This is a genomic window from Mesorhizobium sp. ES1-6 (genome assembly GCF_020164775.1).
In the GTDB taxonomy this organism is placed as follows: domain Bacteria; phylum Pseudomonadota; class Alphaproteobacteria; order Rhizobiales; family Rhizobiaceae; genus Mesorhizobium.
In genome coordinates this window covers 93,219-119,601 of sequence record NZ_JAIUGU010000004.1, presented here as the reverse complement: position 1 = coordinate 119,601, position 26,383 = coordinate 93,219, and the positions used below count along the sequence as shown (strand labels likewise).

The 26,383-nt window shown below is 63.5% G+C and carries 28 protein-coding genes; 13 read left to right on the top strand and 15 right to left on the bottom strand.

The genetic code is table 11. The features are described from left to right. Positions 1-3 precede the first annotated feature (3 nt). The 8 genes from LB564_RS12695 to LB564_RS12660 all read right to left on the bottom strand — a co-directional run bounded on the left by LB564_RS12695 (position 4) and on the right by LB564_RS12660 (position 7,930). Positions 4-780, bottom strand: a complete 777-nt coding sequence (locus LB564_RS12695) for an ATP-binding cassette domain-containing protein (protein ID WP_224538065.1) — start codon at positions 778-780, stop codon at positions 4-6. A gap of 3 nt (positions 781-783) precedes the next feature. Continuing rightward, positions 784-1,770 carry an ABC transporter permease gene (locus tag LB564_RS12690; protein ID WP_140705708.1) on the bottom strand — a complete coding sequence of 329 codons (987 nt, stop codon included), beginning with the start codon at positions 1,768-1,770 and terminating at the stop codon, positions 784-786. 117 nt (positions 1,771-1,887) lie between these two features. Further along, on the bottom strand, positions 1,888-2,823 hold the full coding sequence (locus LB564_RS12685; RefSeq protein WP_140705709.1) for a substrate-binding domain-containing protein: 936 nt from the start codon (positions 2,821-2,823) through the stop codon (positions 1,888-1,890). Positions 2,824-3,149: 326 nt separating this feature from the next. Beyond that, positions 3,150-4,235 (bottom strand): ABC transporter ATP-binding protein, encoded by a 1,086-nt coding sequence (locus tag LB564_RS12680; RefSeq protein WP_224538063.1) that lies wholly within the window; start codon positions 4,233-4,235, stop codon positions 3,150-3,152. Next, complete coding sequence (locus LB564_RS12675) at positions 4,225-4,833, bottom strand: helix-turn-helix domain-containing protein (RefSeq protein WP_224538060.1); 609 nt, start codon at positions 4,831-4,833, stop codon at positions 4,225-4,227. The genes LB564_RS12680 and LB564_RS12675 overlap by 11 nt, the downstream gene beginning before the upstream one ends. Positions 4,834-5,128: 295 nt before the next feature. Continuing rightward, complete coding sequence (locus LB564_RS12670) at positions 5,129-6,199, bottom strand: ABC transporter substrate-binding protein (protein WP_224538058.1); 1,071 nt, start codon at positions 6,197-6,199, stop codon at positions 5,129-5,131. A gap of 28 nt (positions 6,200-6,227) precedes the next feature. After that, entirely contained in the window at positions 6,228-7,049 is an 822-nt protein-coding gene (locus LB564_RS12665; RefSeq protein ID WP_224538055.1) for an ABC transporter permease, read from the bottom strand. Continuing rightward, positions 7,046-7,930 (bottom strand): ABC transporter permease, encoded by an 885-nt coding sequence (locus LB564_RS12660; RefSeq protein WP_224538053.1) that lies wholly within the window; start codon positions 7,928-7,930, stop codon positions 7,046-7,048. The genes LB564_RS12665 and LB564_RS12660 overlap by 4 nt, the downstream gene beginning before the upstream one ends. Positions 7,931-8,138: 208 nt before the next feature. On the opposite strand from LB564_RS12660, the gene LB564_RS12655 reads away from it, so the two are divergent. From LB564_RS12655 to LB564_RS12645, 3 genes are all read left to right on the top strand, one after another. Next, on the top strand, positions 8,139-9,302 hold the full coding sequence (locus LB564_RS12655) for a fumarylacetoacetate hydrolase family protein (RefSeq protein WP_224538050.1): 1,164 nt from the start codon (positions 8,139-8,141) through the stop codon (positions 9,300-9,302). Positions 9,303-9,381: 79 nt separating this feature from the next. Further along, complete coding sequence (locus tag LB564_RS12650) at positions 9,382-10,002, top strand: 2'-5' RNA ligase family protein (protein WP_224538048.1); 621 nt, start codon at positions 9,382-9,384, stop codon at positions 10,000-10,002. Positions 10,003-10,128: 126 nt separating this feature from the next. After that, positions 10,129-10,482 carry a nuclear transport factor 2 family protein gene (locus LB564_RS12645; RefSeq protein ID WP_224538046.1) on the top strand — a complete coding sequence of 118 codons (354 nt, stop codon included), beginning with the start codon at positions 10,129-10,131 and terminating at the stop codon, positions 10,480-10,482. Between the two features lie 96 nt (positions 10,483-10,578). Here LB564_RS12645 and LB564_RS12640 read toward each other — a convergent pair whose 3' ends face one another. Both LB564_RS12640 and LB564_RS12635 read right to left on the bottom strand, forming a co-directional pair. Then, positions 10,579-11,058: an SRPBCC family protein gene (locus LB564_RS12640; RefSeq protein WP_224538044.1), complete on the bottom strand. Its 480-nt coding sequence runs from the start codon at positions 11,056-11,058 to the stop codon at positions 10,579-10,581. Next, positions 11,055-11,411, bottom strand: coding sequence for an ArsR/SmtB family transcription factor (locus LB564_RS12635; protein WP_224538043.1), 357 nt, complete (start codon positions 11,409-11,411; stop codon positions 11,055-11,057). Before LB564_RS12635 ends, LB564_RS12640 begins: the two co-directional genes overlap by 4 nt. 153 nt (positions 11,412-11,564) lie before the next feature. Between LB564_RS12635 and LB564_RS12630 the strand changes: the two genes are divergently transcribed. Next, positions 11,565-11,915, top strand: a complete 351-nt coding sequence (locus LB564_RS12630) for an ArsC family reductase (protein WP_224538040.1) — start codon at positions 11,565-11,567, stop codon at positions 11,913-11,915. A gap of 238 nt (positions 11,916-12,153) precedes the next feature. Here the strand turns inward: LB564_RS12630 and LB564_RS12625 are convergent, their stop codons facing one another. The 3 genes from LB564_RS12625 to LB564_RS12615 are packed head-to-tail and all read right to left on the bottom strand — an operon-like array spanning position 12,154 to position 14,779. Beyond that, positions 12,154-12,510 (bottom strand): DUF488 domain-containing protein, encoded by a 357-nt coding sequence (locus tag LB564_RS12625; protein ID WP_224538037.1) that lies wholly within the window; start codon positions 12,508-12,510, stop codon positions 12,154-12,156. A gap of 14 nt (positions 12,511-12,524) precedes the next feature. Then, complete coding sequence (locus LB564_RS12620; RefSeq protein ID WP_224538035.1) at positions 12,525-13,790, bottom strand: aminopeptidase; 1,266 nt, start codon at positions 13,788-13,790, stop codon at positions 12,525-12,527. Further along, positions 13,787-14,779, bottom strand: a complete 993-nt coding sequence (locus LB564_RS12615; RefSeq protein ID WP_224538032.1) for a LysR substrate-binding domain-containing protein — start codon at positions 14,777-14,779, stop codon at positions 13,787-13,789. Before LB564_RS12615 ends, LB564_RS12620 begins: the two co-directional genes overlap by 4 nt. Before the next feature lie 104 nt (positions 14,780-14,883). Here LB564_RS12615 and LB564_RS12610 point away from each other — a divergent pair, with 104 nt between their 5' ends. The 3 genes from LB564_RS12610 to sbmA all read left to right on the top strand — a co-directional run bounded on the left by LB564_RS12610 (position 14,884) and on the right by sbmA (position 17,705). After that, positions 14,884-15,099, top strand: coding sequence for a hypothetical protein (locus tag LB564_RS12610; RefSeq protein WP_318012799.1), 216 nt, complete (start codon positions 14,884-14,886; stop codon positions 15,097-15,099). A 71-nt stretch (positions 15,100-15,170) separates the two neighbouring features. Beyond that, a complete protein-coding gene (locus LB564_RS12605) occupies positions 15,171-16,331 on the top strand; it encodes a YbfB/YjiJ family MFS transporter (protein WP_224538027.1) in 1,161 nt (386 codons plus the stop codon). A 114-nt stretch (positions 16,332-16,445) separates the two neighbouring features. Continuing rightward, complete coding sequence (sbmA, locus tag LB564_RS12600) at positions 16,446-17,705, top strand: peptide antibiotic transporter SbmA (protein WP_224538024.1); 1,260 nt, start codon at positions 16,446-16,448, stop codon at positions 17,703-17,705. Positions 17,706-17,740: 35 nt separating this feature from the next. On the opposite strand, the gene LB564_RS12595 is transcribed toward sbmA, so the two are convergent. After that, the gene (locus LB564_RS12595) at positions 17,741-18,748 is read right to left on the bottom strand and encodes a polysaccharide deacetylase family protein (RefSeq protein WP_224538022.1); all 1,008 of its coding nucleotides are present in this window, start codon (positions 18,746-18,748) and stop codon (positions 17,741-17,743) included. 239 nt (positions 18,749-18,987) lie between these two features. On the opposite strand from LB564_RS12595, the gene LB564_RS12590 reads away from it, so the two are divergent. Further along, positions 18,988-19,653, top strand: a complete 666-nt coding sequence (locus tag LB564_RS12590; protein ID WP_140705731.1) for a tetratricopeptide repeat protein — start codon at positions 18,988-18,990, stop codon at positions 19,651-19,653. Positions 19,654-19,714: 61 nt separating this feature from the next. Next, on the top strand, positions 19,715-21,142 hold the full coding sequence (gene der, locus LB564_RS12585) for a ribosome biogenesis GTPase Der (protein WP_140705732.1): 1,428 nt from the start codon (positions 19,715-19,717) through the stop codon (positions 21,140-21,142). Between the two features lie 55 nt (positions 21,143-21,197). Here the strand turns inward: der and LB564_RS12580 are convergent, their stop codons facing one another. After that, positions 21,198-22,118, bottom strand: a complete 921-nt coding sequence (locus LB564_RS12580) for a LysR substrate-binding domain-containing protein (protein ID WP_140705733.1) — start codon at positions 22,116-22,118, stop codon at positions 21,198-21,200. A 116-nt stretch (positions 22,119-22,234) separates the two neighbouring features. On the opposite strand from LB564_RS12580, the gene LB564_RS12575 reads away from it, so the two are divergent. From LB564_RS12575 to LB564_RS12560, 4 genes are all read left to right on the top strand, one after another. Then, positions 22,235-23,527 carry an MFS transporter gene (locus tag LB564_RS12575; protein WP_224538019.1) on the top strand — a complete coding sequence of 431 codons (1,293 nt, stop codon included), beginning with the start codon at positions 22,235-22,237 and terminating at the stop codon, positions 23,525-23,527. A 144-nt stretch (positions 23,528-23,671) separates the two neighbouring features. Further along, positions 23,672-24,853, top strand: a complete 1,182-nt coding sequence (locus tag LB564_RS12570; RefSeq protein ID WP_224538017.1) for a cell wall hydrolase — start codon at positions 23,672-23,674, stop codon at positions 24,851-24,853. 257 nt (positions 24,854-25,110) lie between these two features. Next, a complete protein-coding gene (locus LB564_RS12565) occupies positions 25,111-25,512 on the top strand; it encodes an AtpZ/AtpI family protein (RefSeq protein ID WP_140705736.1) in 402 nt (133 codons plus the stop codon). Positions 25,513-25,597: 85 nt separating this feature from the next. Then, entirely contained in the window at positions 25,598-26,356 is a 759-nt protein-coding gene (locus tag LB564_RS12560; RefSeq protein WP_140705738.1) for a F0F1 ATP synthase subunit A, read from the top strand. Positions 26,357-26,383: the final 27 nt, after the last annotated feature.

The window sequence follows — 26,383 nt, the reverse complement described above, 5'->3', positions numbered from 1 at the left end:
CCCTCAGTGCCCGAGGGCGTCGCGAATGTCCTTGTCCGACATGCCGGTGATGATGCGCTCGACTTCCGTCACGGTGGTCGTCTTCGGATCGATGTTGTCGGCAACCACCTTGCCCCTGCGCATGACGACGATGCGGTCGACCACCTGGAAGACATGGTGGATGTTGTGCGCGATGAAGATGCAGGAATGGCCGGAATCGCGGGCACTGCGCACGAAGCTCAGCACGCCTTGCGTTTCGGCGACGCCGAGATTGTTGGTCGGTTCATCGAGGATGATGAGGTCGCTGTCGAAATGCATGGCGCGCGCGATCGCCACCGCCTGGCGCTCGCCGCCGGAGAGCGAGCCGATCGGCGTCGTCGGCGGGATGTTCTTGGAAATGCCGACCTGCTTGAGCAGGTCGCGGGCGACCGTGTTCATCGCCTCCTGGTCCATGCGGTTGAGGAAGCGCGGCGGCTTGATCGGCTCACGTCCCAGGAACAGGTTGCGCGCGATCGACAGTTGCGTGACCAAGGCGGAGTCCTGGTAAATGGTCTCGATGCCGTGGGCGATGGCATCGCTGGTGCTGCGCAAGGTGACCTTCTTGCCGCGGATGAAGATGTCGCCGCTGGTCAGCGGCACGGCGCCGGAGAGGACCTTGATCAACGTCGATTTGCCGGCGCCATTGTCGCCCAGCAGGCCGACGATCTCCCGCTCGTTGACATGGAAATTGGCATCCACCAGCGCCTGTACGCGGCCATAGGACTTGCGGATGTTCTGCATGCGGATCAATGGCTCGGCCATGGTTCAAGTCCCCGCCTGGTGCCGGCGTTCCAGCCATGAATGCAACGCCATCATGCCAAGGATGATGGCGCCGATGAAGATGTTGTAGGCAAGCCCGGGCACGCCGATCAGCACGATGCCGTTGCGCATCACGCGCAGGATCAGGATGCCGAGCACGGTGCCGATGATGGTGCCGCGCCCGCCGGTCAGCGCCGTGCCGCCGATCACCACCATGGCGATCACCTCGAGCTCGTAACCGGTGCCGCTGTTGGGGTTGGCGGCGGATGTGCGCAGCGAGGAGATGACGCCGGCAAGCGAGGCCATGACCGACGACAGGACGAACAGGCCGACCTTGACGCGGTTGACGTTGACACCGCGGGCGCGCGCCGCGTTGGGATTGCCGCCGGCCGCCTGGATCCAGTTGCCGGTCCGGCTTTGCGTCAGGACATAGCCGAGCGCGATCGCCGCTGCGATGAACCAGAACAGTGACATGTAGATGCGGAAGGGCCCGATGAAGAAGTCGCCGACCAGCGCCTCCGCCAGCCAGCTGCCCTCGGCGCTCCAGGTGCGCTGCGGAAATCCGTCGGTGATGAAAAGCGCACTGCCGCGCACCACCAAAAGCATGCCGAGCGTCACCAGGAAGGAAGGGATCTTGAGCTGCGTGACGAACCAGCCATTGACCAGGCCGATCAAAGCCGCAACCAGCAGCGCGACGACGAAGCCCATTTCCAGCGAGGTGACGCCGGCATTGAACAGCGTCCACATCAGCACCGGCGAGAAGCCGAACAGGGACCCAACCGAAAGGTCGAATTCGCCCGACGTCATCAGCAGCGTCATCGCCAGTGCGATCAGGCCGAGTTCGACGGTGAAGGCCAGCGTGTTGGAGATGTTCTGCGGCGACAGGAAGTCGTGGTTGAAACCCCAGAAAACGGCGATCTCGGCGATGAGCAGCACGAACGGTCCGAATTCCGGCCGCGCGATCAGGCGTTGGATGAGCGAATGATTTTCCACTGGGAACCCGCGACATGGTTGGAGCGGGCCGCACTCTCCACCGCATCGGGCGGACATGTCGCGGCGCAGGGAGATGTCTGGCGCCACGCCGAAATGCGCGGCGCCAGGGATCGCGGATTACTTGCCGGACAGGATCTTGTCGTAGACCGCCGCGGTGTCCTTCTCGTAGAGCGCGCCGGTGATGACGTTGAAGCCCGGAGGAATGCCGCTAGCCGCCATGTTGGCGAGCGACAGCGCGACATAGCTGGTCGCCTGTGGATCCTGCCACTGGCCGGCGTTGACATAGCCGTTCAGCACTTCCTGGGTGGTGTCGAGCGAGTTGCCCCAGCCGACGACCGGGATTTCGCCCGGCTTGACGCCGACCTGGTCGAAGACACGCTTGATCGAACCGGTGACGAGGTCGCCGAGGCCGATGATGGCGTTGACCTTGCCCTTGTGGGCGGTGAGGTAGTCGACCATGCGGTTGATCACCTCGGCCTGGTCCAGCGTCGCCTCGGTCACTTCATAGGTGATGCCAAGCGGTCCAAAGACGCTCTTGATGCCTTCCTCTTCCTGCACGCCGTAGGTGGCGCCGGGGATTTCGACCGGCATCCAGACGAAATCGCCCTTCTTCACCAGGCCCTTGTCGACCAGATACTGCGCCCAGTGCTTGCCGAAGGTGACGTTGTCGCCGCCGACATAGGCGTTGAAATTGGCCTTGGGATCGGGCGTGTTGAAGTTGATGATCGGGATGTTGGCCGCGCGCGCTTCCTTGACGATCTCGACAAGGCTGCCCGGATCGGGGCTGGTGGTGACGATGCCGTCGGCCTTGGCGGAGAGGGCGGCGCGAACCGCTTCCTGCTGCGAGGCGACGTCGCCATTGTGGAACGAGGTGTTGACGGTGTTGCCGGTGTCCTTGGCCCATTGCTTGGCGCCGGCAAGGAAGTAGGTCCAGACCGGGTCGGCCGGCCCGCCATGTGAGATCCAGTAGAACGTCTTGGCCTGCGCGGCTGCCGGAATGACGGTCAGCGCGATAAGCAGGCCGTAGAGCACAAGTCTCAGTCTTGTCAGCATTTGATTTCCTCCCGGTTGAAGATGATCCGTCCCTTGTTCCGGCTTCGGCCGGACCCGCGTCTTTTGCCAGCGCCGCTCGGAGCCTCAAGAGCATCCCCTTTTTCGACGAATGGCAAGCCTCCATCTGCAGATGTAGTTGGCGCCTGACGCGACGCCATCAACGACCCCATCAGATCGCATCAGTTGGGATGATTTTTCCCGGGCGGTCGGATGATTGTCGCCGAGGCTCAGCCGGCGGACTGTCCCGATCATGTTTGGGCGGTCACCTGGGGCGAAAGCCCCCGAAGAACCGCTTAGAGCAGGTGCGATCCCTATGCTTTCGGCAGTTAGCTGGGCAGCATGGGGCAGTTGGCGCCACGGCGGAGGCTGATATGCGCCACGTCGCCCGCGCTGAACTGAACGCCCTCGGCCTGGCGCGGCGCGTCGATGACGACGGGCATGCCTTGCCCCAATTCGGCATGCAGGCGCAACGTGCGGCCATGGAAGACGATGCTGTTGACCCGCGCCGGCGCCGTGCCGGGCGCGGCCTCGGCGGCCGCCAGCAGATCCTCGGGGCGCACGCCTATGGTGCGGACCTCGCCCTCCTGGGGCTGATCGGCCGTGTCGGGAACAGCTTCCAGCGGCAGGGCGCCGGCGGTGAACCTCAGGCGCTCGCCATCGCGGCCGACAAAGCGCGACTGCAGCAGGTTCATGGTGCCGATGAAACTTGCCACGAACTTCGTCGCGGGCCGGTCGTAAAGCGTCGCCGGCGGCGCGATCTGCTCGATGCCGCCCTTGTTCATGACAACGATGCGGTCGGAGATCGACAGCGCCTCGGTCTGGTCGTGGGTGACCATGACGAAGGTGGTGCCAAGCCGCGACTGCAGCCGCTTCAGTTCGACCTGCATCTGTTCGCGCAGATGTGCGTCGAGCGCCGACAGCGGCTCGTCGAGCAAGAGCACGCGCGGCTCGCAGACGATGGCACGCGCAAGCGCGACGCGCTGGCGCTGGCCGCCCGACAATTCGGAGACGCGGGCGCGCAGCTTGTCGGCAAGGCCGACCATGTCGAGAGCCTCGGCGACGCGCCTTGCCTGTTCGCCGCCGGTCAGCTTGCGCAGCGACAGGCCGAAGCCGACATTTTCGGCAACGTTCATATGGGGAAACAGGGCGTAGTCCTGGAACACGGTGTTGACCGGCCGGTCGAAGGGCCGGAGCGCGGTGATGTCGCGGCCGCCGAGCAGCACCTCGCCGCTCGACGGGCTTTCGAAGCCGGCGATGACGCGCAGGCTGGTGGTCTTGCCGCAACCGGACGGTCCCAGAAGGGTCAGGAATTCGCCGCCAACGATGTCGAGATCGACGGCATCGAGCCCGACGATGCCGCCCGGAAATACTTTCGACACCGCCCGCAGCCGCACGAGGGGATCAAGCGCCATCGCGAACCTCGGAGGGTTTGGTCGTGTTGACCCAGAGGATCTGGCACTGCTCCGCGCCGGGATTGCGGAAGGCGTGCAAAAGCGTGCTCTTGAACGCAAAACTGTCGCCGCTCTTCAGCCCGTATTTCGTCGAATCCACCACCAGTTCAACCTCACCCGAAAGCACGAAGCCGAACTCGTGGCCGGCATGCGCATAGGCTTCCGCGGTGCCGCCATTGGCCTCCACTGTCACCAGCATGCCGGTCAGCGTGGCGCCGGGCGGCGACAGCAGCGCCTTGGCGATGCCTTCCGACCTGACGGGGATCGACCGCCGCTTGTCGGCGCGCACGCAATAGAGATCGTTGACAGCGTCATTGCCGTCGGCGATCAGCGCCGACGGCTCGATGTCGAGGGCAGCCGCCAGCGGCCAGATCACCTTGACGCGCAGCGAGGACATGCCGCGCTCGATCTGACTAAGGGCGCCGATCGATATGCCGGCTTTTGCCGAGAGATCGGCCAGCGACAGACGGCGCTCCAGCCTGCGCGCCCGCACGCGCCGGCCGACGCGAATGTCGGCATCGTCCTTGGGTTCTTCGGCGGCTTCGTCCAGCATGTCCATGTGCACGTCCTCGTTGCGATATTTGCGGCTCGGGCCTGACTAAAGTCAGCTGCAAAATCGGGCCGAACCTTACCGCGACGTCAGCGCTGCCCCTCACCTGCCTGCCGGCATCCTCTCCCCGCATAGTGACGGGGCGAGGGGCACTGTGTCCCTCGTTTCGCCAATCGCCAACGCCGCAAGAAGCGAGCCGACATTGCGGCCAGCCCCTTCTCCCCGTCACTATACGGGGAGAAGTGCCCGGCAGGGCGATGAGGGGCGGCGCTGACTTCCGCAATTAACCCGACTCTGTCTCAGCTTACCCGCCAGCCTTCACCTTCTCGAACATCTTCGCCATATCGTCATTCTGTTTCATCGGGCCGGTGAAGATCGTGCTCTTCAGCATCACTTCCGGGTCGGAGGGCAGTTGCAGCTTCTCAAGCTCCTCCTTCGGCACGCCGGCGAAAGCGGTCGAGAGCGAGCTGCCATAGCCATAGGACTGGATCAGGTATTTGCCGGAGTCGGCATCCAGCCGGCTGTTGATGAAGTCGTAGGCGAGATCGACATTCTTGGCGTCCTTCAGCATGACGAAGCCGCAGGCCCAGGTCAGCATGCCCTCCTTCGGCTTCATGAACTCGACCGGCACGCCCTGCTTCTTCAGCGACGTGGCCGATGCGTTCCAGGTCATGGCGGCGACCAGCTGGCCGCTGGCCAGCGCCTGCTCGACCGAGGTCATGTCGGTGGTGTAGCTCGACAGCAGCGGGCGTTGCTCGCGCAGTTTCGCCGCCACCTTGTCCATCTGCTCGGCCGTCATGTCGAACGGGTTCACGCCGGCCAGAAGCGCGGCGACGATCGGCGTGTCGTGCACCGCGTCGATGGTCGCCATGCGGCCGGCATATTGCTTGTCCCACAGGAGGTTCCAACTGGTTTCCGGGTTCTTCACCAGATCGGTGCGGTAGAGGATCGAGGTGTTGCCCCAGTCCCACGGCACCATCCAGACCTTGCCGTCGCCGGCCTGCAGATCTGGCAGGTTCTTGAACACCGGGAAGATCGAATCCCAGTTCTTGATGCGCTTGGTGTCGATCGGCTGCAGCAAGCCTTCCTTGTTCCAGCGCGCCACCTTGTCATAGCAGGGATGGGCGATGTCGGGTCGGAAGCCAGCCTTGACCTTGGTGAAGGCATCGTCGTCGTCACCGAAGATCGAGGCCTCGACGCTATCGGGGTGCGCGGCAAGGAAGCTTTTGTTGAAATCGGGCAGTTCGTAGCCCGACCAGGTGAAGTATTGCAGCTTCTCGGCGGCGAGCGCCACGGTCGACGACAGTGCGAGCGCTAGGGCCGCGAGGCCGGCCCTGGCCTTGTGTCCGGTTAGCGATTTCAGGTGGAATGCCATTTTCGTTCTCCTCTCTGTTTGTTTTGGTTCAGGCTGGATTGCGTCGCGTGGCGCCAAGCCCGCGATGGCGCAGGATCTCGGCGGTGCCGGCGATGATGAAGGAAACTGCCAGGATCGCCGTCCCCAAGGCCATGACGGTCGGCAGCGAGCGGGGGAAGCGCAGCTGGCTCCATATGTAGAGCGGCAGTGTCGGCTCGGTGCCAGCGAGGAAGAAGACGACGATGAACTCGTCGAACGAAATCAGGAAGGCGAGCATGAAGGCCGACAGCACGGCAGGCAGGCTGAGCGGCAGCATGACGCGCCGGAACGTCGTCCAGTCGGAAGCGCCAAGGTCGAGCGCCGCCTCGCGAACGGTCTTCGGGATGGCGGCGAAACGGCTGCGCATGACGACCACGGTGGTCGGCAACGCGACCAGTATATGGCCGAGCACGATGGCGACACGCGATGGCCCGAGGCCGACGAGGTTGACTAGGATCAGCAGCGATATGCCGACGATGACGCCGGGAATGAGGATCGGCAATCGCGCGATGGCGCTAATCGTGGCGGCAAGCGGCGAGCGGCCATAGAGATCCATGTAGGACACGGTGATGCCGCACAGCGTGGCGCCCGAGGCCGCGATGGCGCCGATGACGAGACTGTTGACGAGCGCACCCGACAGTGCCGGATTGCCATGGAGCGTGGCATACCATTGCAGCGTGAAGCCCTGCAGGGGAAACGCGGCCTGGATGGAATCGTTGAAGGAAAACAGCGGGATCAGCAGCACCGGCAGATAGAGGAAGACCAGATAGGCAAGCACATAGAGGCCGAGCCAGCGGCCATCCCGTTTCATGCTGGCGCGCCCTGCGTTCATGTGCGGCTGCCAAACCGGCGGTCGGCGCCGCGCGCGACCAGCACCACGAGCAGGATCACCAGCATGACGCAGACCGAAAGCGCGGCGCCGAACGGCCAGTCATTGGCCTTGCCGAACTGCGACTGGATCAGCGAGCCGATCATGGTGCTGGCCGGGCCGCCGACCATGGCCGGTGTGACATAGTCGCCGACCGTCGGCACGAAGACGACGAGGGCAGCGGCCAGCACCCCTGGCATCGAATTCGGCAATACGACGCGACGGAACGCGGTAAAGGGTTTTGCGCCGAGATCGGAAGCGGCCTCGAGCAGGGATTTCGGGATCGTGTCCAGCGCCACGTAGATCGGCAGGATGGCGAACGGCGCATAGGCATGGGCGAGCGTGACGACGACTGCGGCCGGCGTGTTGAGGAAGGCCAGCGTCGGCTCGGACCAGATGCCGCTTTCGATCAGCGCCGAATTCAAGACACCGTTATAGGCGAGCACGATCTTCCAGGCGAAGACGCGCAGGAGATAGCTGGTCCAGAACGGCAGCGTCACCAGGAACAGCAGCAAACCGCGCCGGCGGCCGGCGTGGAAGGCCAGGTAGTAGGCGACGGGATAGGCAGTGACGACGGTTGCCACCGTCACCAGGCCAGCAATGATCAGCGAGCGCAATGTCACCGTCCAGTAGAGCGGATCGGTGGCCACGGTGAGGAAGTTTTCGCCGGTCAGCCCGACGCCGAGCAGCGAGCCGTCATTGCCGCGGAAAGCGAGAAACAGCACGAGGCCAAGCGCGAACAGGATCAGGAGGAAGGTGACCAGCGCGCCGGGCAGTAACATGGCAGCCCGGAAACCCGATGAAGACCGGGCCTCTGGCGTTCGGGCTGCAATGATGGCCGACATGACCTGCCTGAAAATTTGAAATCCGGTTAGATTTTTTCATATTCGTGAAACTGTCAAGCCAATTTATGTTTGATGGCGAGGCGGCGACCGACGCGCGGCACCAAGCTCTGGACCACTATCGATGGGATAGACCTTTGACCGAAATCCGGTGAAAGTGCCGCGCCGATCCGGCAAGCCGCATTTTTTCGATGATCAGAGGACCGCTGCCATGACCAATCCGACGCTTCTGCCCACCGAGGGCCTGTTTGTCGGCCGCGCCAGGAGCGGCGATGCCTCGCATCCCATGGTGGTCACGGTGCGCGACGGCACTGTCTTCGACATCACGTCGAGCGCTGCGCCGACGGTGCGTGACGTCTGCGAATTGGCCGATCCGGCCGGCCATGTGCGCTCGGCCAAGGGTACGTCGATAGGTTCGCTCGACGACATCGCGGCCAACAGTTTCGAAGCCACGCGCGACCGCGCAAAACCCTCTCTCCTTTCCCCGGTCGACCTGCAGGCGATCAAGGCATCGGGCGTCACCTTCGTCGTCAGCCTGCTCGAACGGGTGATCGAGGAACAGGCGCGCGGCTCGGCGGAAAAAGCCGACGCCATCCGCGCCGACATTGCCGGCCTGATCGGCCATGACCTGTCCAAGCTCAAGCCCGGTTCGCCCGAGGCGATGGAGATCAAGGCCAAGCTGATTTCACGCGGCGCCTGGTCGCAATATCTGGAAGTGGGCATCGGCCCGGATGCCGAGATCTTCACCAAGTGCCAGCCGATGGCCTCGGTCGGCTTCGGCGCCGATGTCGGCCTGCATCCGGTGTCGACCTGGAACAATCCGGAGCCGGAGATCGCCATGATCGCCGCCTCGAGCGGCAGGATCGTCGGCGCCACCATCGGCAACGACGTCAATCTGCGCGATGTCGAAGGGCGTTCGGCGCTGCTGCTCGGCAAGGCGAAGGACAACAATGCCTCGGCCTCGCTTGGCCCTTTCATCCGGCTGTTCGACGACACATTCTCCATCGCCGACGTTAAGCAGGCCGTCGTGCGCCTCAAGGTCGAGGGCGAGGACGGGTTTTCACTGGAGGGGGCGAGCTCGATGGCCGAGATCAGCCGCTCGCCGGAGGAACTGGTTGCCGCCGCCATGGGGCCGCATCACCAATATCCGGACGGGCTGGCGCTCTATCTCGGCACGATGTTCGTGCCGTCGAAGGATCGCGGCGAAAAGGGCAAGGGGTTTACGCACAAGGTCGGCGACATCGTCACCATCTCGTCGGAGAAATTCGGCGCGCTGGTCAACCGCGTGCGGCTGTCGCCTGACTGCCCCCACTGGACTTACGGCGCCAGCCATCTGATGCGCGACCTCGCCAAAGCCGGCCTATTTTCTGCTTGATTTGTTCCTGCTATGTTCTATACTTCTCGACCGGATGCAACTTGCCCGGTCGAGAGTAGTGATGAGTAGGCAACCTGCGTTGGGAACCGCCAAGAACGGCCAGATGTTTTGCCGACGGGATGAGTCCGAGCGACATTTTGACGACCGGATATTCTTCGCCATACTGGCCGAGAGCGCTATCGCCGGCCCCCTGGCGTGCAAGGCTGTCGCCCTCGAGCGGGAGCTGGGGTTGCAAGGCTGGCTTGTTCCGGAAGACCACATCCATATCTCGCTCGTCGGTCTCGGCGATCATGACGGGTTTCCTCAAAAGTTAGTCGAAATCGCCGGCCACATAGGCTCCATGGTGATCGCAAAACCTTTCGAGGTTTCGTTCGATCGCCTATCGGCTTTTGGCGGAGGTTCGCTCGTCCTTCGCGGTGGCAGTGGCAGCAATCCGGCATTGCAGGGGTTCTGGCGCAACCTTGCCGCTCTGATTTCCGACAGCCCGTTAAAAGGCTTTCTCACAAAGTCCATTGAACCGCACGTCACGCTGCTTCGCGATGAAGCCCGTGCTCCCAAAATTCGCGAACGATCAATTGACCCAGTCAGGTGGTGGGTGCGGGATTTTGTGTTGATTCACAGTCTCATCGGCAAGGGAATTTATGAGGAGCGTGGACGCTGGCAATTGACCGGGCGGGACGATTCCCTGGCCGGCATGTGAGACATCATCGTCACACGGCCACGCTATATCTATCGTCCTGACACGCCTTGTCAGCTGTCATCAGGGCAAAGCTGGCGGACCGGCAAGCGCTTCCCTACTTCGAATGCGTCTGAACAGGAGGAACACATGCCAATCGCGGAAATTGCCAAGGATTTCACCGAGCTGCTCCAGCAGGGCGATCACGCCGGTGCTGGCGAGAAGTACAACGCCGACGATATCGTCAGCTACGAAGCCATGGAAGGACCAATGGCCGTGGCCCATGGCAAAGAGGCTCTCAAGCAAAAGGGCCAATGGTGGCAAGAAAACCACGAAGTCCACGGTGGCTCGGTCGAGGGCCCTTATGTCAACGGCGACCAGTTCGCCGTGCGCTTCAAGTTCGACGTCACGCCCAAGGCCACAGGCGAGCGTGTCACCATGGATGAAGTCGGCCTGTACACGGTCAAGAACGGCAAGATCACGGAAGAGCGTTTTTACTATTGAGCCGCGAATCTCACCGGCCGGGAGCCTGCTCTTTGGGCTCCATGTCGGCAAACCAAGCATGATGGCCGGGGCCATACCCGGCCATCATGCGGCGGCTCAAATCGTCTTCACATATTGCGCAAGCTGATCGGCCACCGTGCCCCAGCCGTCGAAGAAACCCATCTCTTCATGGCTGTTGCGGGTCGCCTCGTCGCGATGGATGGCGGTGGCGGTGTAGCGTGTGCCCTTGCCGTCCGGGTGCAGCGAAATGACCGCGGTGATGAAAGGCTCGCCCGAGGGCCGATAGCCGGGCAATAGCGCATCGGTCCACACCAGCCGCTCGTTCGGCACGATCTCCAGATAGCAGCAATGGCGGTCGTTGACCTCCTTGCCGTCGGGCGACTGCATGCGTGTCCGGAACAGCCCGCCCGGCCTCAGATCGATCTCGCAGTCGGTGATCAACCAGGGCTTCGGCGTGAACCATTGCTTGACATGCTCCGGTGTCGTCCAGGCTTTCCACAGCAATTCGCGCGGCGCATCGATGGCGCGCTCCAGCATCAGGTCCAGTCTGGGATCCGGCTTGAACGGATAGCTCATTTTTCCTGCTCCTTGAGGGTCATCACATAGGCGTCGAACTGGTCGAGGCGGCGCTCCCACAGCGTGCGCTGTTCGGCCAGCCAGCTTTCGGCAAGTTTCAACGGTTCAGGCGCAAGCTCGTAAGTCCTGACCCTGCCGGTCTTTTGCGACCGAACCAGCCCGCAGCTTTCGAGTATTTTGAGGTGGTCGATGAAGGAGGGCAGGGCCATCTCGAAAGGCTGCGCCAGTTCGCTGACCGAGGCGGGGCTCCTGTTCAGTCGCTCGACCACGCGCCGCCGGGTCGGGTCGGCAAGCGCGCGAAAAATGCCGTCGATCGGCGGGAGGCTTGGACTTGCGCTCTGGAGGCTCGTCATCGATCGGTCCTGGGTCATCGCCAAAAGTGATGAGCGATACTTAGGTAAATTCCTTAGTATTGGCAAGCGCAAATTTCGCGAGCTGCTGGCAAAGCGGCAAGGGCGGTTCTAGGTTGCGAGACGGATTCGACTGTCAGCCACGGGAAGCACGTCTTGACGATCACCATGTACGGCATCACCAATTGCGACACGATCAAGAAGGCGCGCGTCTGGCTGGAGAGCCGTGACGTGCCCTATCGTTTCCATGACTATCGGACCGAAGGGATCGAGGCGGGCAAGCTGAATGGCTGGGTCGGCGAGGTCGGCTGGGAAAAGCTGCTCAACAAAGGCAGCACGACGTTTCGCGAACTGCCGGAGGCGGACAAGCAAGGCCTCGACGAGAACAAGGCCAAGGCCCTGATGCTGGCCAAGCCGACGATGATCAAGCGTCCGGTGCTGGAGGTTGGGGACAGCGTCCTCGTCGGGTTCAAGCCGGACGTTTATGAGGGGGCGGTGGGGAAGTAGGGCACCCCTTACTTCGTCATCCTATGGCGAAGCAAGGAGCGAAGCGACGCAGCGCGGACCATAGGATCCATGCCGTGACTTACGAACGTTGCAACGGTGCAGGTTATTGCTCCGCTGCACCCTCCACGGAGGCCGCGGCACGGATCCTCGGGTCAGCCCGAGGGATGACGAACGCGTAGTGGTCGATCGCTAATTGAGAATGCTTTCGCCTGCGGCCCTTGAAGCAGTTCACCGTTCTTCAGCCTTTTCCGCGCAAATACCCCGCCAGCGCCACGGCATTGTTATGCGCCTCGTCGTGCGCGCCGTAGAGCAGCGTCACCTTGCCTTCGCCGTGCAGAGCGCGCAGTCGCGCCACCGTTGCTTCATTTCCATCCAGCTCGGCCCGATACCGCTCCTGAAACTCCGCCCAGCGTTCCGGCTCGTGCCCGAACCATTTGCGCAGTTCGTCGCTCGGCGCGATCTCCTTCAGCCAGAGCGCCAGCGCGGCGTCCACCTTGCTGACGCCGCGCGGCCATATCCGATCCACCAGCACCCGCTGTCCATCGGCCTTGTCAGGTGCTTCGTAGACGCGCTTGACCGCGATATCGAAGGCCATCACACCTCCACCGTCTAGAGCCCCTGGGCCCACTCGCCATTGCGCATCACCGGCACGCGGCTGCCATCCTTGTTGACGCCGTCAATGTCGATCTTGTCCGACCCTATCATCCAGTCGATGTGGATGAAGCTCTTGTTGCCGCCGCGCTGGGCGATCTCGTCCTGGCTGAGCGAGGCGCCGTCGACGAAGCACTTCGAATAGCACTGGCCGAGCGCGATGTGGCAGGCGGCGTTCTCGTCGAACAGCGTGTTGAAGAACAACAGGCCGCTGGCCGAGATCGGCGAGGAATGCGGCACCAGCGCTACCTCGCCGAGACGACGCGCGCCTTCGTCGGTGTCGAGCACTTTCTTCAGCACGTCCTCGCCCTTCGAGGCCTTGGCCTCGACGATGCGCCCGCCTTCGAAGCGCACCGAGATCTCGTCGATCAGCGTGCCCTGGTAGGACAGCGGCTTGGTCGAGGAGACATGACCCTCGACGCGCCTCGCATGCGGCGTGGTGAAGACTTCCTCGGTCGGGATGTTGGGATTGCAGGTGATGCCGTTCTTGGCGGTCGAGGCGCCGCCCATCCATTCATGGCCATCCGCCAGTCCGACCGTCAGATCGGTGCCGGGTCCGGTAAAGTGCAGCGCATGGAAATTGTGGCCATTCAGCCATTCGGTGCGGCCGCGCAATGCCGCATTGTGCGCCGCCCAGTTGCCGAGCGGGTCCTCCACATCCACACGCGAGGCGGCGAAAATGGCGTCGGCGAGTTTCGCCACCGCAACGTCGTCGGCATCGCCTGGGAAAACCTGCCTGGCCCAGGCCAGATCCGGATAGGCGACGATGTTCCAGTTGATGTCGAAGCCGGTGATTTTTTCCAGCGCCGGCTGGTAGGCCATCGAATTGGCCTTGTTGGCGCGCGCCACCTTCGCCGGGTCCTGCGCCGACAACAGCGAGGGATCCTCGCCGCGCACGGCAAGCCGCGCCGCATTGTTGGAGAAGGCTTTCGCCATGCCTTCGTAGAGCCAGCCGGCGGCACGGTCGAAACCGGCGTCGGCACCGAAGCGGTAGCGCGCCAGCGTCATCTCGTCATCGTTGAAGATCGGCGTCACCAGCCCGGCGCCGGCCTTGTAGGCGTGTTCGACGATCCGCCTGGTCAGCGGTAGCGCCGCGATCGACGAGGTCAGCACCAGATCCTGTCCAGGCTGCAATTGCAGCCCGACCTTGATGGCGACTTCCGCCAGCCTGTCGAGCTTCACCGGGTCGATCGTAGCGGAAACGCCGCGCGAATGTGTGGTCATGATCCTGCCTGTCGTCGTGGGATGTCTGATTGAACATAGACCGGTGCCGCGGTGCTTTCCACCGTGATCGCGCCGCCGGGATCGGCGGCCGCCGATCCGAACTGCGCCATAGTCGCCGCGATCTCTTCGCGGATCCAGATCTTGAAGTCCCGCACCTTGCGGCTTTCGGCCTTGGTAGCGGAGGTCACCAGCCAGTAGCCGAGCCCGCTCTGGGCGCGAATGCCGAACGGCGCCACCAGCCGCCCGTCGGCCAGCGCGTCGGCTGCCAGCAATTGCCACCCCAGCATCACGCCATGGCCGGCGATCGCCGATTCCAGGCACAGCATCGGGTCGGTGAAGCGTGCACCTTTCAGGAAGGTGACGGGTTGAACGCCGGCGGCCGCGAACCAGCTCTCCCAGTTGATCATCGCCCGCTCGTCGGTGATGGCGCAGGTCTGCGCAAGGTCCCCGATCGACTTCAGTTTTCGTGCGATGCCAGGCGCGCAGACCGGAAAGACTTCCTGCGCCAGAAGCAGCTCCGCCTTCCCGCCCGGCCATTTGCCGTCGCCAAGCCGGATGGCGATGTCGATGTCGGAATGATCGAGATTGGCCAGCCGCACCGAGGCGTCGATGCGCAACAGCACGTTGGGATGGCGGTCGAAATGCCGCGAAAGTCTGGGCAACAACCATTTCGAGGCAAAGGCCGGGGCTGCCGAAACCACCAATGTGCATTGCGTCGCCTCGTCGGCCAATGCCACGGCCTGCGCAAGCTCGCGAAATCCAGCGCCAAGACGGGCCGCGAAGATGGCGCCGAACTCGGTCAGCACCAGACCGCTGGTCGTACGCTCGAACAGGGCCTGGCCGAGCTGCTTCTCGGTGCGGCTGATCTGCTGGCTGACGGCGCTGACGGAAACGTTGAGTTCGCTGGCGGCGGTCGCGAGCGAGCCGAGGCGGGCGACGGTTTCCACGGCGCGCAGGCCGTTGAGATGAACGCGGTTGAGCATGACCATTTGAGATTTTCTAAACCCATCCGACCGAAATCTCAATTGAAAGACACGCCGAAACGGCGGACTTATCGACGGGAGCCAGACCCGCGGAGCCAGAAATGCTGAGGATGCTGTCGTCGCTGAAGGTCCTGTTCGACGCCGCTTCGTCACATGAAACGCGCTGCGACATCGATACGCTGAGCTGGCTGACCGATCCGCTCGCGCATCCTGCGCTTGATGCGATGTCGGAGCGGGAGCTCGGCGATGTCCCGTTCCGGCTGACGGCGTGCCGGACAATGCATGAGACCGTTTCGCTGAACGCCGGTTTCGGCGGGCGCTGCTGAACCGCGATCCCGGTACTGGCCCAACACAAGGCGGATTGTTTCATCTGCCAGCACATTTATTGTGCACTGCAATGACATCGGCCCCATCGACAGCGCTTCGCTACGCCTTCGCCGGCATGATCGCCATGGCCGTCGCCATGGGCATCGGCCGCTTCGTCTACACGCCGATCCTGCCCGGCATGATGGAGGAACTGCATCTGTCGCCGGCCGATGCCGGCTGGATCGCCTCAGCCAACTATCTCGGCTACCTCGTCGGCGCGTTGGTCGCGGCGGGCAACTGGGCGCATGGACGCGAGCGTTCGCTGATGCTGGCCGCCCTCGGCGCCAACGCCGTGCTGGCCGTCCTGATGGGGCTGACCGACGCCGTGGCCGCCTTTCTCGCCATCCGTTTTCTCGCCGGCCTGGCGAGCGCCTTCGTCATGGTGTTCATGGCCAGCATCGTTTTCAGCCACATCGCGGCGGCCGGGCGCGGCGACCTGCAGGCCTGGCATTTCGGCGGCGTCGGTCTCGGCATCGCGATATCGGCGGCGATGATGGCGGTGCTGGTCACCGAGCATGCCGGCTGGGAGCAGGGCTGGCTGTGGTCGGGTGCGATTTCGGCTTGCGGCTTCGTCGCCGTCGCACTGCTGGCAAATGAGGGTCCGCTCACCGATGGCGCAGCCCCCCGTGAACCGGCGCTGCCGAAAGACCGGTCGCTGATCAAGGTGATCGTCGCCTATGGCCTTTTCGGTTTCGGCTATGTGGTGACGGCGACCTTCCTCGTCGCCATCGTCCGCCAGGGCGGCGGCAGCCGTGTCTTCGAGGCGGTGGTGTGGATGGTTGCCGGCCTTGCCGGTTTCCCTTCGGTCTGGTTGTGGCAGAAGATAGCGGAGCGGATCGGGCTCTATGCCACCTATGCCTTGGGATGTTTCGTCGAAGTTGTCGGCGTGACCGCGAGCGTGACCGCCGGCGGGCGCACGGGACCACTGCTTGGCGGCATACTCCTCGGCGGCACCTTCATTGCCATCACGGCGCTTGGCCTGCAGGCGGCCCGACAGCAGGCGCCAGCGTCACCCCGGCGCATCTTTGCCCTGATGACCGCCTCTTTCGGTCTTGGCCAGATCATCGGCCCGATCGCGGCCGGGTTGCTGGCCCAGGCGTCGGGCGATTTCTTCCTCGCCTCCATCGTCGCCGCGGCCGTGCTGGTCGTCTCCGGCGCCGTCACATGGTCGGCCGCGCCAAAATCGCCATGATTTGTGGTCTTGCTCTGCACCCGGCGTCGGGCAGGGCATTTTCTTTCCTCCTAATGTGTGACCTTATGCCCGCCGAACCACCTGATTTGCACATAGATCGAGGAATTCGCCACAGTGTTCGTATCCTTCTTCCCGCAGCCGAAGCTCTTTTTCTCTTCGGCCGCCATCTGGAGCCTTGCGGCGATCCTGTTCTGGTTTTTCGGCGGGGAGCAATTGGGGAGCCTCATAGGCCTGCCGCCGGCAGCCGCGGGGGCGCCGCCCATCATCGGCATCGCCGTTCTCGTGTCGAAACCGTTCCTCTGGTTCTACATCTATTTCGCGCTCTGCGTGGCGATCTTCTACGCGTTCTGGAGCTGGTATTCGCCGCATCCATGGCAGCGCTGGTCGATCCTGATGACGGCAGTCATCCTGTTTTTCATCTATTTCAACGTGCAGGTCAGCGTCGCCGTCAATGCCTGGTATGGCCCGTTCTTTGACTATGTGCAGGGCTTGATGTCGGGGACCGGAAAGTCGACGAACGCGGAGTTCTACACCGGATTGGCCGACTTCTCCTGGCTGGCGCTGGTCGGCATGAACGTGCAGGTGGTCAATGCCTTCATCGTCAGCCATTGGATCTTCCGCTGGCGCACGGCGATGAACAATTACTTCATCGAGAACTGGGGCAGGCTGCGGCACATCGAGGGCGCCTCGCAGCGTATCCAGGAGGACACGATGCGGTTCTCGCAGATCATGGAGGATCTCGGCTCCAGCTTCGTCCAGTCGATCATGACGCTGATCGCCTTCCTGCCGGTCATGATCCAGTTGCAGGCGCATATCAGCGAGTTGCCGATCATCGGCGCGATCCCGCAGCCATTGGTGGTTGCCGCGCTCGCCTGGTGTCTGTTCGGCACGATCTCGGTCATGATCGCGGGCCTGAAACTCCCGGGGCTGCAGTTCCGCAACCAGCGCGTCGAAGCCGCCTACCGCAAGGAACTGGTCTATGGCGAGGACCATGCGGACAGGGCGCAACCCGCCACCACCGCCGAGCTGTTCGCCAACGTCCGGCACAATTATTTCCGGCTCTATTTCCACTACATCTATTTCAATGTCGTCCGGTACACCTACCTGCAGGCCGACAACATTTTCTCGCTGTTGATTCTCGGACCGTCGCTGGTTGCGCACAAGATTACGTTTGGCGCGTTGAACCAGATCTCGAACGCCTTCGGCAAGGTGACGGGTTCGCTGCAGTTCCTGCTCACCTCATGGTCGACCATCGTCGAATTGCAGTCGGTGCACAAACGCCTGCGCGCCTTCGAGGCGACGCTGCTGGGCGAGCCTCTGCCGGAAATCGACCAGCGCTATCTGGCAAGGCAGGGCGCGGAAGATCCGGCTTAGGAAGTCCACGTTTTCATGGGGTCCAGGTTGGCGGCTCAGCCGCCAACCGTCGCTTGCTTCTGGCTGCTGTCCCGCCGCGAAACATAATCGCGAAAACTGATGCATTCGACATCGGCCTTGACGCAGACCTCGCCGGCAAAGCGTTCCAGCGCGTTCCAGTAGGCGCCGTCATTCATCAGCGTGAAGTGGAAGCCGAGTTCCAGCGGAACGCGCTTACCCTGATATTGCGCGTCGAAGGCGGCGCGGAACGCCTGGTAGGTCCGGTCGGCGAACTCGCCGGCCTTGCTCGGCCGCTCGAAACCGCCGGAATGGCGGACATAGAGATTGTAATCCATGGCGATCACCGGCCGCGATTTCGGCCCTTCCGGAATCTGCGGCAGGGAGAATCTGGTGATGCCGTCGACGGTCTGCGGCAGGGCAGGACCCTTTGAGACGCCGCTGGCGTCGAACTGGTAGCCGGCCGCCGGCAGCGCCTCGTAAAGCGCCTTGCCTGTCGACAGATACGGCGCCCGGAAACCGACCACCGCATGCCGCGCGAAATCGCGCCAGCCTTCGGGTTCGGGCGCAATGCCGTTGATGGCGTAGGCGTTTTCGAGAATGTGCTCGAAGGAGCCGAACTCTTTCAGCCAGTCGGCCTTGCTCCAGCCCTTGCCGTCGAAATGACCGCAGGCATGGCTGGCGATGTCGTGGCCTTCGGATGCGGCAAGCCCGATCTGCTCGAGCCGGTCCGCCACCTCCTGTCTGGATGCGGCAAAGCCGATGTTGGATTTGCCCCCTGTCTTGCCAGGTGCGGTGTATTGGCCGCGTGTCTCGGGCGACAGCAGGAAGACACAGGACAGAAAATAGGTGAAATGCGCCCCGGTGCGCTGGGCCAGCGCTCGGCTGCGCTTCCACTGCGGGATGTCGCGCGCGCTGTCGAAGGAGATGATGACGACCTGTTTCGGCCTTGCCGGTGCTGGTGGCGCGGGCGGATCGGCCAGGGCCGCGCCGGCGGTGGCGAACGAGGCAAGCGAGAACGCGACAACGCGGGACAAACAAGGCATCGGCAAATTTACAGGCTCCGGGTGGTCAGCAAGCCGGCTATCGCGCAAATGTGGCGCGGGTGCGATTGGGGTTTTCGTGGGTTGTCCAGGGGGACAAGCATCCGTTTGCCCCAGGAACAAACTTCCGTTTGCCCCAGGAATAGCCGATTTTCCGGTTGAACCCCTTCCATGCCGACAAAATTTCGCTAAAACGCGGGCTCATGAACCGCCCCGGCCCGGGGCAGGAATGGTTTTGATTGATGTCCGACGACAGTTTTATCCGCGAAGTCAATGACGAGATCCGCCGCGAACAGGCGCAGAAGCTGTGGGACCGTTTCGGCCCGGCCTTGATTGTCATCGCAGCCCTGGTGGTGCTCGGCACCGCCGCCTTCGTCGGCTATCGCTATTGGGACGAGACGCGCGCCAACCGCTCCGGCGATGCCTTCTCCCAGGCGCTGAAGCTCGCCAATGACGGCAAGAACGATGAAGCGCTGGCCGCGCTCGATCAGCTGGAAAAGGATGGCTACGGCGCCTATCCACTGCTCGCGCGCATGCGCGCCGCGACGGTGAAGGCCAACAAGGGCGACGTCGATGCCGCCGTCAAGGATTTCGACGATGTCGCCGCCGACACCGCCATTCCCCAGGGCCTGCGCGACATGGCGCGGCTGAGGGCGGGGCTCCTGCTCGTCGATCACGGCTCCTTCGCCGACGTGTCGAGCCGCGTCGAGGCGCTGACCTCGGACACCAACACGCTCCGCCACACGGCGCGCGAGGCGCTCGGCCTTGCCGCCTGGAAGGAAGGCAAGACCCAGGACGCGCTGAAGCTGTTCGACCAGATCGCTTCCGATGACGGCGCGCCGCGCAACACGCGCGAGCGGGCGACCTTGATGTCCGAACTGATCCGCGGGTCGGGCAGTGCGTCGTGACCCCTTACCCAAAGCGCGCAGCGGTTTGGGACCACGACATGCACGGAAGATGTAGGGTGGGATGACCTTCAAAGTCGCCATCATCGGCAGACCTAACGTCGGCAAATCGACCCTTTTCAATCGGCTGGTGGGAAGGAAGCTGGCGCTTGTCGACGACACGCCGGGCGTCACCCGCGATCGTCGCGTCCATGCCGCCAAGCTTTACGATCTGCATTTCGATGTCATCGATACCGCCGGCTTCGAGGATGCCGGCGCTTCGACCCTTCCGGGCCGCATGCGCGCGCAGACCGAAATCGCCATCCGCGAGGCGGACCTGATCTTCTTCACCATCGACGCCAAATCCGGCCTGCTGCCGGACGACAGGACCTTTGCCGAAATCGTCCGCAAATCCGGCAAGCCGGTCGTTCTGGTCGCCAACAAGGCCGAGGCGAAGGGCGCGCAGGGCGGCATGCTGGAAGCCTGGGAACTTGGCCTTGGCGAGCCGATCCCGGTTTCGGCCGAGCACGGCCAGGGCATGCCCGATTTGCGCGACGCGGTGATCGCGGCACTTGGCGAGGAGCGCGCCTTCGGTGAAGACGAAGACGGCGAAGGCGAAGAGACCGCGGGCGAGGTGCTGATTGGCGAGGACATCGCCGATCCGGACGCCGAGCCCACCTATGACGACACCAAGCCGATGCGCATCGCCGTCGTCGGACGGCCGAACGCCGGCAAGTCGACGCTGATCAATGCGCTGATCGGCGAGGAGCGGCTGCTGACCGGACCGGAAGCCGGCATCACCCGCGATTCCATCTCCGTCGACTGGGACTGGCGCGGCCGCCGCATAAAACTGTTCGATACGGCCGGCATGCGCCGCAAGGCCAGGATCCACGAAAAGCTGGAAGTGATGTCGGTGCAGGATGGTTTGCGCGCCATCCGCTTCGCCGAGATCGTCATTATCGTGCTCGACGCCACCATTCCCTTCGAGAAGCAGGATCTGCAGATTGCCGATCTGATCATCCGCGAGGGCCGGGCGCCGGTGATCGCCTTCAACAAATGGGACCTGATCGACAATCCGCAGGAACTGCTTGCGGAATTGCGCGAGAAGACCGAGCGGCTGCTGCCGCAGGTGCGCGGCATCCAGGCCGTGCCTGTCTCAGCGGAGACCGGTCGCGGGCTCGACAAGCTGATGGATGCCGTGCTGAAGACGCACAAGGTGTGGAACAGCCGCGTCTCGACGGGCAAGCTCAACCGTTGGCTCGAGGCCATCCTGACACATCACCCGCCGCCCGCTGTCGCCGGGCGCCGGCTGAAGGTCAAATACGTCACCCAGGCCAAGACCCGGCCGCCGGGTTTCGTGGTTCAGTGTTCGCGGCCGGATGCGATGCCGCAATCTTATGTCCGCTATCTCTCCAACAGCCTGCGCGAGGCCTTCGACATGCCGGGCGTGCCGATCCGCATTGCACTGAGGACTTCCGATAATCCGTTCGCGGGCCGCGCCAAGAAGCGCTGACCTGTTGCTTGTCGCAACGCCGGCCTGACGAAATCGAAGGGCGTCGGCTAAGAGACTAAGCGACTTTCAGTAGGTTCTCTTTTGTCTCGGCGCCCTCCGGCAACGCCTCGAACGCCGATTGCAACAGGATGTCGGCCAGCCGCGCCGCGACCGGGTCGAGCTCGGCATCCTTCTGGTGCAGGTGCAGGGCCATCCTTGGCAGTGGCGGCAGCCCGAGTACTCCGGGCGCCAGCGCCCTGACAGTGGCAGGCAGGCCGATATCGGTGCGGATCGTCAGTCCAAGGCCGGCGGCAACCGCCGCCCATATGCCGCCAAGACTGGGGCTGGAGAATGCCATGCGCCATGGCCGCCCGGCGCGATCCAGAGTCTCGGTCGCCACGGTGCGCAAAAGGCACGGCGCCTCGAACACCACCAGCGGCAGCGCCTCGCCGTTATGGGGGCCTGCCTCCATTGGTTTGGCCGGGCCGATCCAGCGCGCCTGCACGTCGGCGACATGCCGGCTGTATGGCAGCGTCGTGCCGTCATGCCAGGCGAGCGCGATATCGAGGTTGCCGGAGAGGACACGCTCGGCCAGTTCGTGGCTGCGTCCGATCCGTGCTTCGATCTTGACCTTGGGATGGGCTCGGGCGAAGCGCCCGAGCACTTCGGGCAACACGGCCTCGCCGAAATCCTCCTGCAGGCCGAGCCGCACCCAGCCTTCCAGTTCGACGTCATGGATGGCCGCCGCCGCCTCGTCATTCAGGTCGAGTAGCCGGCGCGCATAGCCGAGCATGGTCTCGCCGGCCTCCGTCAGCGCCAGGCCGCGCCCCGCCTTGCGGAAGATCGGCGTATCGGCCTGCTCCTCCAGTTTCTTCAGCTGTGCGCTGACTGCGGAGGTTGAACGGCCAAGCCGCTCGGCGGCCTTGGCGAAACTTCCCAGTTCCATGCCGGTGACGAAAGTCCTGAGAACGTCGAGATCGAATGTAACGCGTCGCATAATCGTCCTTGTTTTCAGGATTGTTGATCAAAAACTTCCTGATTTTATGGATGGAGCTATGGCGTTACACCGATCCCGTCAAGGCCGATCGACCACACAGTCACGGGAATGAAATCATGTCCGCCACCGTCACGCGAAACGATTGCCAGCCGTTCGGGCCAAGCATAGCCACCCACGCGACCGGCCGGACCTTCAGCCCTGGCCATCGCTGGAAGGTCCTGGGCATCGGCGTCGCCGCGAATGCCGGTTTTTCGGCTACGTTCTCGGGCATACCGGCCACGGCGGTCGTGCTTCGCCAGGGCTATCATTTGAGCAATGCCGAACTCGGCCTGGCGCTCGGCTTGCTTGGGCTGGGGGTCGCGCTCAGCGAATTGCCCTGGGGTTTGCTCACCGACCGCTGGGGCGATCGCCGCGTGCTTCTGATCGGGCTCGGCGCGACGGCGGCCTGGCTTCTGGCAATGGCGATGCTGGTCGTGCCGACACCATCGGGCATTCCCGATGTCACAGTGCTGGCGGCAAGCCTGCTTGTCACGGGACTGCTCGGCGGCAGTGTCAACGGCTCGAGCGGCCGCGCCATCATGGCCTGGTTCCGCGAGAACGAGCGCGGTTTTGCCATGAGCATCAGGCAGACGGCGGTGCCGCTTGGCGGCGGCCTCGGCGCGCTCGTCCTGCCTTCGCTTGCCCTGGCTTTCGGGTTCGCCGCGGTGTTCGGGCTGCTGGCGGCGGCATCCGCCGTCTCCGCCCTGTTTGCCTGGCGTTGGCTGCACGAACCGCCGACGGCAGGTGAGGGTCACGCCGCATCATCCGGTGTGGCCGGACCGGCGCCGTTGCGCAACATCGAGGTCTGGCGCATTTCGACCGCCATCGGCTTGCTTTGCTTTCCGCAGGTGGCGGTTCTCACTTTCGCGTCGGTGTTCCTGCACGACTTCGCCGGGCTTGGCACGGCGGCGATCAGCGCCAGCCTCGCCGCTGTACAGGTCGGCGCCATGGTCATGCGCGTATGGAGCGGCCGCTTCACCGACCGCCATGGCAATCGCCGTCGGTTTCTGCGCTTGTGCAGTGCGCTCAGCGCGCTGGCCTTCGTGGTTCTCTGGGTGCTGGTCCTGGCCGTTCCGGCGCTGCCTGCCAGCCAATCCTTCCTGATCGCCGTCCTGCCCCTGGTGCTTGTCGTTGCCGGCATCTCTGTCTCCGCCTGGCACGGCGTTGCCTATACCGAGCTTGCCACGCTGGCCGGTGTTGGCCATGTCGGAACGGCACTCAGCCTTGCCAACACCTTCGTGTTCGTCGGCTTCTTCCTCGTGCCGGTGGCCATTCCAGGGCTGCTGCACCTCTCGTCATGGCCTGGCGTCTGGCTGTCGGCAGCCGCCTGCGCGCTTGTCGCGTGGCCCATCTTCCTGCGGCCGGCCTGAGCGTTCCCGCCGCAAAACCGCCCGACTTCGAAGCCACGACCTCCAGCCGACCGGGAAAACCCGACCGATCCCGTTAACGTCCCATCAAGGTTAATGCATCATTTTGCTCTCCAGTGGGTCAGTAGCGTTCCTGGAGAGAGTTCCGTGCATCGACGTGTGTTGAAGCGGCTGGTCGCCGCCGCCGGTGAGAAACGCAGCCTTGTGTCTCCGCTCATCATTGGCCTCGGCATCTGGATCGGCTTTCCGACCGTCGCCGCCTACCAGGACATGACCAGCCTCGTCTCCGGCCTCGAATCGCCTACCGCGCGCTGGAACTCCTATGTCGAGAAATCCATAGCCGGTTCGGTCCACGCGGCCGAGATGCCGTTTGTCGATTCCGACGTCACCGGTTCGATCTCGGGGTCCGGCGTGCGTCTTCCCGGCATCGGCTCCGTCTCGTTCCGCGGCAAGGGCGGCAAGGTCAGCGGGTCGCCCGACGAGGATCGCGTCATGCGCGCCGACAAGAAGGGCCGCATCGTCCAGGTCTCTCCGGTGGCGCCGCCGAAGAACTTCAATGCCGGTTCGATCTTCCAGCGGACCTCCTCGCTGATGCGGCCGAGCATGGACGGCGACCTGAAAATGGCCTTCGCCAAGCCGCAGATCAAAGGCAAGGAAATCCAGATCGCCGCGGCATTCCACGCGCGTGAGGACAAGAAGCCGGATCCCGGCGTGCCGGCCATGCTTGCCGCGCTCGTCAACAACGACCATCCCGATGTGCTGGCGACCGCCTATGCGCAATCCGAGCCGGACTATGCCAAGGCCTCACCCTTCGAAGTCCTGCTCCAGGACGAAGAGCCCAACAACGGCCGCTTCATTCCGCCGATGGCCAAGGGCGACCATTCGTGGATACAAAACCCGTTGCCGGCAACCGTCTTCTCCCAGCCGGAGCAGAAATGCCTGGCCAACGGCATCTATTTCGAGGCGCGCGGCGAAACCGTGCGCGGCCAGGCCGCCGTCGCCCAGGTGATCCTCAACCGGGTCCGCAATCCCGCCTATCCCAATTCGATCTGCGGCGTCGTCTACCAGAACGACAGCTGGTTCAACCGCTGCCAGTTCTCGTTCGCCTGTGACGGCAGGAAAAAGCGCATCGACAATCCTGTCGCCTACAAGACCGCGCAGGACATCGGCATGGCCGTCACCGCCGGCAAGATCTTCATTCCGGAGGTCGGCTCGTCGACCCATTACTATGCCCAATATGTCCATCCCGGCTGGGCGCGCACGATGCAGAAGATGACCAAGATCGGCTTGCATATCTTCTACCGGACCTACGGCGGCGGCTGGAGCTGAGCGGCCCGTCTGCCGCCGCTGTTTTCGACCGGTCGCACGGTCGATCGGAGAGCCATTGCCGGGGGGATTCGCGCGACGTATTCCCCTGATCGCGGCGGGCACGATGTCGCACCTTTCTAATACATTGATTTCATTGCCTAAAATACACAAGGCGGAACTTCCGCCCGTGGCTTGACGGGCGCAAACCCTCTAACTATGTTGCCGGCGACTTTAGAAGCGGACGGACGGTGACGGTCTGCCCGGGCAGGGGGGTTGCGATGGCCGAGAAAAACAGGCCAGACGGAACCGGAGAAACCGGCCGCGGCAAGCAGCATGACGCCGAAATCCGCGACGACGATCTTGAGCGACGTCGGCGTGAACTTGGAGCATCGCTTGCGACAAGGCTGCCGAACCGGCTCGAGGGGAAAGACGACGCGAAACCAGTGACCGGATACGGTCAGGCACTCAAACTGTCCAGCGAGTTCATCGCCGGGGTGGTGGTCGGTGCCGCCATCGGCTGGATCATCGACCGTCTGGCGGGAACATCGCCATGGGGTCTGATCGTTTTCCTGCTGCTTGGTTTTGGCGCCGGCGTGCTCAATGTCATGCGTTCGGCAGGCGTTGTGGCGGAATTCGGACAAGGCGCGAAGCCGCGCCGTGACCGGGACGACAGCAAATGACCGCCCTTCTGGCGGCCTGTGAAAATAGCCGCCTTCCATGCGGCAATGACAATTTGGCCGTACGCGGCATAGACGGGGTTTGAACGTGGCAGCTGACAAGGTCGATCCGATCCACCAGTTCCATATCAACAAGCTGATACCGATCGAGATCGGCGGCTATGACTTGTCTTTCACCAATTCCGCGCTGTTCATGGTCGCCACCGTGGTTGTCGCAGCAGCGTTCCTGTTCCTGACGACGTCGAGCCGCAGCCTGGTCCCCGGCCGGCTGCAGTCGGTCTCTGAAATGGCCTATGAATTCGTCGGCAACATGCTGCGCGACGCCGCCGGCACGCAGGGCATGAAATTCTTCCCCTTCGTCTTCTCGCTGTTCATGTTCGTGCTGGTCGCCAATCTGCTCGGCCTGTTCCCCTATTTCTTCACCGTCACCAGCCACATCATCGTCACCTTCGGCCTTGCCGCCCTGGTGATCGGAACCGTGGTGGTCTACGGCTTCATGAAGCATGGTTTCGGCTTCCTGAAGCTGTTCGTGCCGCATGGCGTGCCGGTGTTCCTGCTGCCGCTGGTGGTGCTGATCGAAGTCATTTCCTTCGTGTCGCGCCCGGTCAGCCTCTCGGTTCGTCTGTTCGCCAACATGCTCGCTGGCCACATCACGCTCAAGGTGTTCTCCGGCTTCGTCGTCAGCCTCTCCGCGCTGGGCGCGGTCGGCGTGGCGGGTTCGATCCTGCCGCTGGCCATGGCGGTGGCGCTGACGGCGCTTGAATTGCTGGTCGCCTTCCTGCAGGCCTATGTCTTTGCCGTGCTGACCTGCATGTATCTCAACGACGCCCTGCATCCCGGGCATTGAGGCAAGAGTTTCGGCCCCAAGAGTTTC